At 61.2% G+C, this 12,011-nt stretch carries 10 protein-coding genes; 9 read left to right on the top strand and 1 reads right to left on the bottom strand.

Annotated elements, in window-relative coordinates:
• The first annotated feature begins 32 nt into the window (after nucleotides 1-32).
• The 7 genes from GCN78_RS07770 (at nucleotide 33) to GCN78_RS07740 (ending at nucleotide 7,907) form a co-directional block, all read left to right on the top strand.
• Nucleotides 33-908 (top strand): hypothetical protein, encoded by an 876-nt coding sequence (locus GCN78_RS07770; protein WP_152251195.1) that lies wholly within the window; start codon nucleotides 33-35, stop codon nucleotides 906-908.
• A gap of 88 nt (nucleotides 909-996) precedes the next feature.
• Nucleotides 997-2,136 carry a sensor histidine kinase gene (locus tag GCN78_RS07765; RefSeq protein WP_152251194.1) on the top strand — a complete coding sequence of 380 codons (1,140 nt, stop codon included), beginning with the start codon at nucleotides 997-999 and terminating at the stop codon, nucleotides 2,134-2,136.
• Nucleotides 2,137-2,271: 135 nt separating this feature from the next.
• Nucleotides 2,272-3,726: a circularly permuted type 2 ATP-grasp protein gene (locus GCN78_RS07760; RefSeq protein ID WP_152251193.1), complete on the top strand. Its 1,455-nt coding sequence runs from the start codon at nucleotides 2,272-2,274 to the stop codon at nucleotides 3,724-3,726.
• Nucleotides 3,720-4,664, top strand: a complete 945-nt coding sequence (locus GCN78_RS07755) for an alpha-E domain-containing protein (RefSeq protein WP_152251192.1) — start codon at nucleotides 3,720-3,722, stop codon at nucleotides 4,662-4,664. The genes GCN78_RS07760 and GCN78_RS07755 overlap by 7 nt, the downstream gene beginning before the upstream one ends.
• Nucleotides 4,664-5,473 (top strand): transglutaminase family protein, encoded by an 810-nt coding sequence (locus GCN78_RS07750; protein WP_152251191.1) that lies wholly within the window; start codon nucleotides 4,664-4,666, stop codon nucleotides 5,471-5,473. Before GCN78_RS07755 ends, GCN78_RS07750 begins: the two co-directional genes overlap by 1 nt.
• Before the next feature lie 91 nt (nucleotides 5,474-5,564).
• The gene (locus GCN78_RS07745) at nucleotides 5,565-6,443 is read left to right on the top strand and encodes a peptidase (protein ID WP_092604876.1); all 879 of its coding nucleotides are present in this window, start codon (nucleotides 5,565-5,567) and stop codon (nucleotides 6,441-6,443) included.
• Between the two features lie 108 nt (nucleotides 6,444-6,551).
• Nucleotides 6,552-7,907 (top strand): alpha/beta hydrolase, encoded by a 1,356-nt coding sequence (locus GCN78_RS07740; RefSeq protein ID WP_152251190.1) that lies wholly within the window; start codon nucleotides 6,552-6,554, stop codon nucleotides 7,905-7,907.
• A 10-nt stretch (nucleotides 7,908-7,917) separates the two neighbouring features.
• Here GCN78_RS07740 and GCN78_RS07735 read toward each other — a convergent pair whose 3' ends face one another.
• Nucleotides 7,918-8,940, bottom strand: coding sequence for an AraC family transcriptional regulator (locus GCN78_RS07735; RefSeq protein WP_152251189.1), 1,023 nt, complete (start codon nucleotides 8,938-8,940; stop codon nucleotides 7,918-7,920).
• Between the two features lie 158 nt (nucleotides 8,941-9,098).
• On the opposite strand from GCN78_RS07735, the gene GCN78_RS07730 reads away from it, so the two are divergent.
• On the top strand, nucleotides 9,099-10,577 hold the full coding sequence (locus tag GCN78_RS07730) for a parallel beta-helix domain-containing protein (protein WP_193316653.1): 1,479 nt from the start codon (nucleotides 9,099-9,101) through the stop codon (nucleotides 10,575-10,577).
• 83 nt (nucleotides 10,578-10,660) lie between these two features.
• Nucleotides 10,661-11,872: an SO2930 family diheme c-type cytochrome gene (locus GCN78_RS07725; protein ID WP_152251187.1), complete on the top strand. Its 1,212-nt coding sequence runs from the start codon at nucleotides 10,661-10,663 to the stop codon at nucleotides 11,870-11,872.
• Nucleotides 11,873-12,011: the final 139 nt, after the last annotated feature.

Genomic DNA, 12,011 nt, shown 5'->3' with positions numbered 1-12,011 from the left:
GCGGCGCGCCGCGCTTCGGCGACAATGCGCACATGAAACGACTTCCTGCCCTGCTGCTCTTGCTTTGCCTGTCCCTGCCGGCCGCTGCCCAGAAGCAAGCCGCCTGCCCGTATGCCGCCTGGAAAAGCGGCTTCAAGGGCGATGCGCGGGCGCAGGCGACGTGCTTGCTGCGCCCTGTGAAACTGTATGCGCGCCTGGGCGGGAGCGCGCCGCTGCCGGACTTTCTGGCCGCCCGCATCGGCCAGCGCACGGCCATCGCCCCGACCCGCCTGCGCGCCTGGCTGGCGCAGCAATCGATCAGCGAAGCGGACGTGGGCGGCGCCGTCGACGCGCCCCTGTCGCGCGCCGTGGGCCGGCTGGCGGCGCCCATGGCCCGCTATTTCGTCATCCACGACACCAGCTATCCGAATTTTCTTGCCGAACCCATTCCCGAGCACATCAACGACGCCGACTGGGATTTCAACGATTTCAATAGACGTAATCCCGCGCTGGGCGGCGGCCCGAAAGGCCATGTCTACGTGAACCGCCTCGGCGATTCACTGGCCGTGCGCGACTTCGGCACGCCCGGCTACGCCAGCAAACTGGAAAAGGACAAGCCTTCCTTGACGGGCCTGTTCCTGCACGTGGAACTGGTGCAGCCGCGCCACTCCGTGCCCGGCGGCGGCAAGGGCAACGACGGCCTGGCGCCCGATCCAGGTTTTACCCCCGCGCAATACGAGCGCCTGGCCCTCTTGTATATCGCCGCCAGCGTACGCAAGGGCACGTGGCTGATCCCCGCCTTCCACGCCGTGCTCGATACGGGGTATGCGAACGGTCATGACGATCCGCAAAACTTTTCGCTGGAAACCTGGTCCACAACGGTGGCCCGTTTGACCTATATCATGTCGGCCCCCACAGACGCTCAGTAAGGGCGTGCGCGCCGCCTCCAACAAGAGGATACTGTCCACATGCGGTGCGGCCGGCGTGGCTGGTGCGCCGTCCTGCCTTGGAGGAAGCGTGTCGCTCTCGACTGATCATCCGCTCGCCCCGCTGCGGCCGCTCCAGCGCGCGCAACGCATCTTCGCCTTGCGCGACGCCGTACTGGCCGAATGGGAGCATCGCGTGCGCGCCAGCGTGCGCGGCGCCGAACAATTGCTCACGCCCATATTGATCAACACCCTGCCCGCCTTCTTCGACAATCTGGCCGAGGCGCTGACGCGAGGCCATGCGCGCGACAATGCGGCCAGCAACACGAATGTGCCGGCCGTGCATGGCAATGAACGGGCGCGCATGACCGATTACGGGCCGGAACAGGTGATCCAGGAGTACCAGATTTTCCGCGACTGTTTTGCCGCCGTCGCCCTCGAGGCGGGCGTGTCCCTGCGGCGGCGCGATTGGCGCATCATCAACGATTCCATCGACACGGGCATTCGCGAATCGATACGCGAGTTCACGGCCATGCATGAAAGTTTCCGGCGCCGCATCGCCGCCGGCCTGTCGCACGACATGCGCAACCCCTTGTCCGTCATCGCCACCAGCGCCCAGTTGTTGCAGCGGCAAGCCGACCCGGCCAAGGTGCAGGAGCTGGCACGCAAGATCGGCGAACACAGCAAGCGCCTCGACGCGATGATCGAGGAGTTGCTCGATACCCTCAGCTACCAGCGGGGCCAGCGGCTGCCGCTGGCCTTGAGCCAGTTCGACATCCTGCCGCTGGCGCAAGCCGTGTGCGGCCAGGTCAACCTGCAGCATTCTGGCCGCTGTGTGCTCACGGGCCAGTCCGTCACGGGCTGGTGGTGCGAGAACTCGCTGCGCCGCGCGCTGGAAAACCTGGTCAGCAATGCCGTCAAGTATGGCGACGACAGTCCCATCGCCGTGCATGTGGCGCATGCCCACGAACGCATGATACTGACCGTTCACAACCGTGGCCACGCCATCGCCACGGAGCAGATGGCGCGCATCTTCGACTACCTGCGGCGCGACAACCACGCGCCCGCACCCGGCTGGGGCATCGGCCTGCCCTTCGTGCAGAACGTGGCCGAAAGCCACGGCGGCAGCGTGGCCGTCGACAGCTCGCCGCAAGCGGGCACCACCTTCATCCTCGACCTGCCCATCGATTGCCGGCCGTTCGTGCCCGCGACCGATAGCCCCAGAAACTGACGCCGTGCGCACCAAAGCGGTGCAAATGGGCCGTGAACGCCACAAAAGTGGTCATTATTGCACTTTCTGGCCATCGCCGGACTGGCACGCTTCCTGCTGAGCTATATATAGACACGGCTCAAGGGAAATCACAACATGGCAAATTTTTTCAATGAAATGACTGCGGATGAAGTGGGTACGGACAGCAAGGTACGTGAACACTATCGTGAATTTGACAGTTGGCTGGCGCAGCAATCCCCCGAGACCATCGCCCGCAAGCGGGCCGAAGCCGACCTGACGTTCCGCCGCGTCGGCATCACCTTCGCCGTCTACGGCGACGATGCCGGCACGGAACGCCTGATTCCGTTCGACACCATCCCGCGCATCATCCCCGCCGCCGAATGGGCGCAGATGCAAACGGGCCTGGTGCAGCGCGTGCAAGCCTTGAACATGTTCATCCATGATATCTATCATGAGCAAAACATCATCAAGGCGGGCATCATTCCCGCCGAGCAGATCTACAAGAATGCCCAGTACCGCCCGGAAATGCAGGGCATCGCCGTCGCTTCCGACATTTACGCGCATATCGCCGGTGTCGATATCGTGCGCGCCGGCCAGGGCGAATTTTATGTACTGGAAGACAACTTGCGCGTGCCGTCCGGCGTGTCCTACATGCTGGAAGACCGCAAGATGATGATGCGCCTGTTCCCGGAACTGTTCGCCCGCAACCGCATCGCCCCCGTCGACCATTACCCGGACATGCTGCTCGACAACCTGCGCTCCGTCGCGCCGATGGGCGTCGACGACCCGACGGTTGTCGTCATGACACCCGGCATGTACAACTCCGCCTACTTCGAACATGCGTTTTTGGCCCAGCAGATGGGCGTGGAACTGGTCGAAGGCAAGGATTTGTTTGTCAACGACAATTCCGTGTACATGCGCACCACGCGCGGCCCCAAGCGCGTCGACGTGATCTACCGCCGGATCGATGACGATTTCCTCGACCCGCTGGCTTTCCGTTCCGACTCCTCGCTGGGCGTGCCGGGCCTGCTGTCCGTCTACCGCGCCGGCCGGGTCACCCTGGCGAACGCCATCGGCACGGGAGTGGCCGACGACAAGTCGATCTATCCTTTTGTTCCCGACATGATCAAGTTTTACCTGTCGCAGGAACCGATCTTGAACAACGTACCCACCTACCAGTGCCGCAAACCGGCCGACCTTTCCTACGTCCTGGCGAACTTGCCGAAACTGGTCGTCAAGGAAGTGCATGGCGCGGGCGGCTATGGCATGCTGGTGGGACCGGCGTCGAGCGCCGCGCAGATCGAGGATTTCCGCCAGCGCCTGCTGGCCAATCCGGGCGGCTACATCGCCCAGCCCACGCTCGCCCTGTCCGCCTGCCCCACGTATGTCGAGGCCGGCATCGCGCCGCGCCATATCGATTTGCGCCCGTTCGTGCTGTCCGGCAAGACCATTTCCATGGTGCCCGGCGGCCTGACCCGCGTCGCCCTCGGTGAAGGGTCGCTGGTGGTCAACTCCTCGCAAGGGGGCGGCACCAAGGATACCTGGGTACTGGAAGCCACATCCGCTTTTGCAGGAGAAAAAAAATGCTGAGCCGCACCGCCGATCATTTGTTCTGGATGGCCCGCTACACGGAGCGGGCGGAAAACACGGCCCGCATGCTCGACGTCAACATGCAGACGTCGATGCTGCCGCAGTCCGAGCAGGACGCGGAGCAAGGCTGGCGCGCCACCCTGGGCATTTCCGAGCTGCAAAGCGCGTACGACCACAAATATGGCCGTTTCCACACGCGCGACGTGCTCGACTTCATGGTGCGCGACCCGAACAACCCGTCTTCCATCCTCGCCTGCCTGACGGGCGCGCGCGAAAACGCCCGCGCCGTGCGCGGCACCCTGACGACGGAAGTGTGGGAAATCCAGAACGCCACCTGGCTTGACATGCAGAAGCGCTTGACAAGCAATCTGCTGGAAACGGACCCCAGCCAATTCTTCGAATGGGTGAAATACCGCTCGCATCTGTCGCGCGGCGTGACCCTGGGCACCATGCTCAAGGACGAGGCCATCCACTTCATCCGCCTGGGCACCTTCCTCGAGCGGGCCGACAACACGGCGCGCATCCTCGACGTGAAGTTCCACGGCGCGCGCGACACGTCGAAGGACATCACCCAGCGCGACTTCTATTACTGGGCGGCCCTGCTGCGCTCCGTCTCCGGCTTCGAAATCTACCGCAAGGTCTACCGCGACGTGATCACCCCGGAACGGGTGGCGGAATTGCTGATGCTGCGTGGCGACATGCCCAGGTCCTTGCTCGCCTGCATGGATGACGTGGTGGAAAACTTAAGACATATCCGCAACGACGTGTCGGCCGATACGGAGCGTTTCGCCGGCAAACTGCATGCGGAACTGAAATTCGGCCATATCGACGACATCATGAAGGCGGGCTTGCACCAGACCTTGACGCAATTTCTGGAAAACATCTACGACCTGGGCAACCGGGTCAGCCGCGACTTCCTCGTTCCCTTGGCGGCCTGATGCAGCTCACCATCCGCCACGAAACACATTACGCCTACAGTGCGCCGCTGGCCTACACCATCCAGCAGCTGCACCTGACGCCGCGCATCGAGCCGCAGCAGCGGGCCCTGTCCTGGCACATCGCCACGCCGGGCCGGTGCCACGCCTACACGGATGCCTACGGCAACCTGTCGCACATGCTGACGATTAACGGCAGCCATCAGTCGCTGAGCCTGGTGGCGCACGGCGTGGTGGAAACCATCTACCCGCACAAGGGACGGCTGAACCTGGTCGACACGCTCTCGCCGCTGTTGTTTACCATGCCAACGCCCCTGACGCAGGCCGATCCCGCCATCCTGGAGCTGACGGCCGCCAGCCTGCCGGACCGGCGCGTGACTGCCGGCACGGGACACTTGCTGCGCCTGGCCGAGCACATCGTCGGCAAGGTGGCCTATGAAAGCGGCGCCACCATGGTCACCACGACGGCCGGCGACGCCCTGGCCCTGGGGCGCGGCGTATGCCAGGACCACGCGCATCTGTTCCTGGCCTGCTGCCACGCCTGGGGCATCCCGGCACGCTATGTGTCCGGCTATATCGATCCGGGCACGACGGGCCACGCGGCCAGCCACGCCTGGGTCGACGCCTGGACGGAAGACACGGATTTCGCGGGCTGGGTCAGCATCGACGTCACGCATGCGCGGCTGATGACGGATGCGTATTGCCGCCTGGCCATCGGACGCGACTACGATTCGGCCGCCCCCGTGCGCGGCGTGCGCCAGGGTGGCGGCACGGAAACCCTGCACGTGGATGTGCAGATCGTGCCCGTGTAACGTGGCAGGAATGAGGCTGGCCGGGCCTTGCCAGCAGGTGGCACGGTCCGGCTGGTGTAAAATGCTTCCCCTTTTGACTTGATTTACGACGATGACTTATTGCATAGGCATGCGCCTGAACGAAGGCCTGGTCTTCCTGTCCGACTCCCGCACCAACGCCGGCGTGGACCAGGTGGGCACCTTCCGCAAGATGAGCGTGTTCGAAAACCCGGGCGACCGCATGCTGGTCCTGATGACGGCCGGCAATTTGTCGATCTCGCAGGCGATCCGCCAGATCGTGTCCGAACACGTGGATGCGGACGGACGCAGCATCTGGAACGTGGCCAGCATGTACGACGCGGCCCGCATCGTGGGCGAAGCCGTGCGCACCGTGCACCTGCGCGAAGCGAAGGCCCTGGCCGACTGCGGCATCGATTTCAATGTCAGCATCATTTTAGGGGGCCAGATAGGCGCCGAGCGCTGCCGGCTGTTCCAGGTGTATTCGGCCGGCAATTTCATCGAATCGCACGATGAAAACACGTATTTCCAGATCGGCGAAGCGAAATACGGCAAGCCCATCATCGACCGGGTCATCAATCCGTTCACGCGCCTGGACGAGGCGGCCAAGTGCGCGCTCATTTCCATGGATTCGACCTTGCGCTCGAACATTTCCGTCGGCTTGCCGCTCGATTTGCTCGTCTACGAGACGGGCAGCCTGGCCGTCACGCGCTTCGTCACCATCGATGAAAAGAACCAGTATTTCCGCATGATCCGCGACACCTGGGGCGAACAGTTGAAGCATGTGTTCGAAGGCATCGTCGATCCCGTGTGGAATGCGGCGCCGGAAACCACGACGAACGTCTTATCGTCGGCCAACATGCACAGCAAGCCCGTGCGCGTGGCCATCCCCGAGCACGTGAGCCGCGGCGGCCTGACCGTGGCGCCGCTGCAATCCCTGGCACAGCAGTTCAGCGACGACAAGCAGCATTGACCGTTGACAGTCCCGCTGCGCGGGGCGCTGGACAAGTCGCTTTTCGCGTGCTTTTATGGCAATATGGATTGACATTTAATCCAGATTGAACGGAAAGGCAGGTGGCGCATGGACTTGATCACTTCCGCCGTCGTGGCGGCCATCGGGCATGGCGCGCCCGGCCACGCGCCCGAAACCGTCACCAGCCATTTTCGACGGCTGATGCAGGCCATCGCCAAGTTCGACGGCGCCGCCGCCATCCTGGCCGCCATCGCCGCGCTGGAAGCCGAGCCGGCCAATGCCCAGCTGCAACTGGCCCTGTCGGCCGCCCTGGCCTCGGCGAACGCGCCGGACGACATGGAAACCCTGTTTGCCGCGCAAGGCTTGCTCGACGCCCTGCAGCCCCCGCTGCGTCCCTTTCCCCCGTCGCCCGCGGCGGAGAAGGCGCCCTCCCCGGCCGATCAAGGCGCCGTCGTGTCGAATTATGCGGTGGTCAAAGTGTATTTCGCCACCGACCGCCAGCGCGACGTGGGCAAGCCGCCGGCCCGGCGCTTCAGCGGCGAACGCAGCACAGGAATGGGCAACGGCAATGATGCGCTCAGCTATGGCAGCTGCGCCATCAGCATCCCCCGCGACCACCGCATGGGCCAGCTGGAATCGCCGTCGCTGTGGCGCCTGGAGTTTCGCGACGACCCGGCCAAGCACGTGGTGCTGCTGAGCGCCGAGGTGCAAGACCGCGACAACTTCTTTGCCTCCTTGAAGACGCAGATCCGCGCCTCGGCCGGCAAGAGCGCCTTTGTCTTCGTGCACGGCTACAACGTGAGTTTCGAGGATGCGGCCCGGCGCACGGGGCAAATGGCCTACGATCTGGGTTTCGACGGCGCGCCCGTGTTCTACAGCTGGCCGTCGCGCGGCGACCTGGCCGCCTACACCATCGATGAAAACAATATCGAATGGAGCACGCCCCATATCACGGCCTTCCTGGCCGACTTTCTCGCCAGCACGGAAGCGGCGCAAGTCTATCTGGTGGGCCACAGCATGGGCAGCCGCGGCCTGGCGCGGGCCGTGGCCGATTTGCTGGCCGCGCAGCCGCAGCTGGCGCACAAGATCACGGAAATCATCCTGTCCGCGCCCGATATCGACGCGGCCGTCTTCAGGCACGACATCGCGCCGAAGCTGGCCGGCGCGCGCAATCCCGTCACCTTGTATGCCTCGTCGCAAGACCTGGCCCTGGCCGCCTCGAAAGCCGTGCACGGCTACCCGCGCGCGGGCGACAGCGGCGCCGGCATGCTGATCGTGGCGGGCGTGGAAACCATCGACGCCACCGGGGTCGACACGAGCTTCATGAAGCACTCTTACTTTGCGGAAAAGCGCTCGGCCCTGTCCGACATGTTTTATCTGATACGCAACCATGCGCGCGCCGACCAGCGCTTTCTCGCCCCCGTCGATACGGTGGCCGGCCGCTATTGGACGTTCAAACCCTGAGCCACGCCGTTCAATTGCACTTTTCGCCGCCCCCAAGACGGCGGTAAACGCCCGGGGCGCTGCCTGTCCATAGCTTGAATGCCCGGCTGAACGTGGTGGGATCATCGAAGCCCAGGCTCCGCCCTATCGCCGCGATCGTCAAATCGCTCTTAATCAGCTGCAAAATCGCCATGTCGCGCCGCAACTCATCCTTTACCGTCTGAAATGAGCTTCCTTCTTCGGCCAGGCGCCGCGACAGCGTGCGGACGGAAAAATGCAGCGCCTTCGCACAAGAACCTATCGTCATCACATCGCCCAGGCGGGACGCCAGGTAGTCGCGCAGACGATGCGTGAGGATCTTGTCATTAAATGGCACGTACAGCCAATCGGCGGGCGCATTGCGCAAGAATTGATTGAGCGCACTTTTGTCCTGACGCAGTGGCGCACCCAGATGCTCGGAGCCTATGTACAACGCAGTCTGGGCCTGCTCGAAATATATGGGGCCAGGAAATAAATACACGTATTCAGCCGCCCGCGCCGGCCGGGGAAACGCAAAATCGGCACGCGCCAGCGGTATCTCGCGCCCTATCATCCATGAAGCGAGTCCATGCACCAGTTTCAGCATCAGCTCATGTACGAGCACCCGCTCTCCTTTTGGTGGCACATATTCAATCAGGGCAATACGGGTCAGTTGATTGTCGTGCGTGACATCAAAGCCCATGTCATCGAGCTGCAAACGGAAGTAACGGACGAAACGATGCAGTGCAATATCCAGATTGGGTGCGTCGAGCATCCCCAGGCAGAGAAACTTCAGCGTGCCATTGCGCAAAGGGCGGGAAAAAAACCGCGGTGTTTCGTCGTCGAGCAGGAGCGCAGTCTGGCGCAGCAAGGTGGAAAATTGCTCTATCGTAATGCGCCCCCCTTGCTCCAGCAATAATTCGGACGCGATCTTGGCACGCGACAGGGCGGTCCTGACCAGGTCCGAATCGGGATCGAGTCCTTTCAGCAAATCGGTGGCCAGGCTCACCGAAATGGTCGCGCTCTGGTGGCTCATTAAATAATGCAACGCAACATTTTTTCTCCCGAAATTTGGCATGAAATGCACATATTTAGGCCAATTCTGTCACTAATGAAACACAAGGGCAGAACTATAATCATCGCATAAATATGGATAAAAAGATAAAAACCGCCATACAACAAGGGAGACATTGCATGAACAAACTACCGCGCCTCAAACACTTTCAACCCATGTCCTACGCGACCGCCATGCTCATGCTGGCCAGTTGCGGCGGCAGTTCCAGCGTGCCCGTTGTCGAGGCCGTGGTGCCCTCGACACTGGACGTCGTCATCACGGCAGCGCAAATGAATGACAGCGACATGAGTAATCTGCTGTTTCGTCTCAAGGAAGGCTCCACCGTCATGCTTCCGGCCGGCAAATTCCATTTTGACCGTCCCTTGATCATGAATACCAGCGGCGTGACGATTATCGGCAAAGGCAGTGGCAGCAATCCGGCGAGCGATACCATTTTGTCCTTCAAGGACGCCAGCAGCCGCAACGGCTTACAGGTCAGCAATGTCAAGACTATTACGCTGAAAAATTTCGCGGTAGAGGATGCGGCCGGCAATGCCGTGTTTGTTTCAGCGTCAAGCAATGTGACCATGGATGGCTTGCGCGCAGAGTGGACCACTGATCCGACCAAAACGTCCAAAATGGCGTATGGCCTCTACCCGGTCAACTCCGACAATATCATCGTCAAGAACAGCAAGGTGATCGGTTCGGAGGATGCGGGTATCTATGTCGGACAATCGCAAAATATTCGTGTCAGCAACAATGAAGTGTATTTGAACGTGGCAGGCGTGGAGATAGAAAACTCGCTCAATGCCATCGTGGAGAACAATGATCTGCATGACAACACGGGCGGCGTGCTGGTGTTCTCCCTGCCTGGCACCTATCGCTTTAAAAAAGGTTCCGGGGTTTTGATACAAAACAACAATATCCATGATAACAATACGCCGGTCGCCGACAATGCCACGGGCTTTGTCACATCGGTGCCGGTCGGGACCGGCATCATGGTGTTGGCGGCGGACAATACTGAAATCAAAAACAATGTCATCAAGAACCATAAGACCACCAGCATACTGGCGCTGAGCTATCAGGCGACCGGTTTCGCCATCAACGACCCGGCCTACAATCCCTTCATCCATGGCCTGTATGCCTACGGCAATACCATCTCGCTATCGGGTTATGCGCCGGACGGCGCATTCAAGACTGAGCTCAAACCCCTGGTCGATGGCCTGTTCGCGCAGCTGGCATCGAATGGCTTGCCTACGCTGCTGCCGTACGGCGTGTGGGACGGCATACTCGATCCGGCAAAAAGTAGCGGCCTGCTACCCTTGCCCGGGCTAGGCGGCTTGGGCGTCGGTGGCGTGGCTAGCGATGACAGCCGCATTTGCATCAAGAACAATACCTCGCTCGATACGCCCGTCATTGACACCGTGATTTCCTATGAGACGCTGGATATCAATCTCATCGGGTTGAAGTTGGGCGCCTCGATCGAGGCGGGAGAAACACCGCCGGAAGCGATTGCCGGCATACCCGTCGAGCTATTACAGCCAAGCTTTCCTTTCGCGCCGCGCATGAACTGTCAATTGACGCTGCCAGCCATTCCAGCCTTTCCGATCATTAAGTAAGCAAACCAGGGCCGCTGCGTGTGACCGCGCCAGAGGGCACAGTGTGCTTGCCATCCATTTTTTGCTCGTCAGGAGTCCATGATATGAAGACCAGATTGACATTTTTTGCCGCACTTTTCGCGCTCATGCTCGCCATGAGCTTGCTAAGCGCCTGCGGCGGCGGCAAGACCGCCGAGAGCGATAGCTTTGCGTCCGAGGTGAAGCTCTTTGAACGCACCACCGTACCGGATAAATTATCCAGCTGGAATTTGCTGCAGAGCGACGGCAAGCTGATGCGGCTCAATGCCGCTACCGTGGCGTATGATTTGAACAGCCCCCTGTTTTCCGATTATTCCAGCAAGTTGCGCGCCATTTATCTGCCCAAGGGTGGCAAAATTACCTACAACGGCAATGGCGTCGATCCCTTCATTTTTCCCAATGGCTCGGTCATCGTCAAGACTTTCTATTACCCGAAGGCCGCAGGCAGCGATGCCGGCTACATCGGGGCACAGGCAGTCAGCCATCAAACGGTGCAGGGCAACTCCATCGACTTGAGCAAGAACCATCTGATAGAAAGCCGTTTGCTGGTCAAGCAGGCCGATGGCAGCTGGCTGGGCCTGCCCTATGTATGGGATGACGATCAGAAAGACGCATCCCTGAAAGTTGGCGGCGACGTCAAACGCGTAGAGCTGGTCAGCGATAATACATCGCGTCAAAAAATCAGCTATAAAGTACCCAGCGCACAACAGTGCCAGCAATGCCACGCCACCACCTCGGCTGGCGGAGGCGAATTGCTGCCGATTGGCACCAAGGCACATAATCTCAACAAGACTTATCTGTATGGCGCCGGCGCAAAAAATCAGCTCGACAATCTCAACGACCTCGGTTTGCTGAGCGGCTATATCAGCGCTGCAGCCGCGCCCAAAGCAGTCGACTGGAGCGATGCCTCGCAAACGCTGGATGCCCGCGCCAGAGGCTACCTGGAAGCAAACTGCGCGCACTGTCACTCCACCACTGGCCAAGCCCAGCAAAGCGGCCTATTGCTTGGCTTTAACCAGACAGCCAATCCGCTGATCGACTCGATCAAGCGCGGCATCTGTAAAAAGCCGCTGGCCTACGGTGGCCCGGGACTGCCTTACCAGTACGATATCGTACCGGGCTCGCCTGAAACCTCCATCTTGCTGTACCGCACCAGCCATACCGATTCAGAATCGGTGATGCCGGTGATCGGGCGCGCTTCCAATCACGTGGAAGCGAACGCCATGTTGAGCGCATGGATCGCTGGCATGGCTAAGGCCGAATGTTCGATGCCCTGAGCCATGGCGTGATGCGCGTCCAGCGTCCGCTGGCACTGCCCGCGGACGCGGGCATGCTCGCGGCGCCGACATACTGAATTGGCCGTTCAAAGCATGACGCGGCTTCATGCTTGTGAGCACGCATGCTAAGATACGGCCC

The sequence above is a fragment of the Janthinobacterium rivuli genome (assembly GCF_009208735.1).
Lineage (GTDB): Bacteria > Pseudomonadota > Gammaproteobacteria > Burkholderiales > Burkholderiaceae_D > Janthinobacterium.
This window is presented reverse-complemented; position numbering and strand designations above follow the sequence as displayed.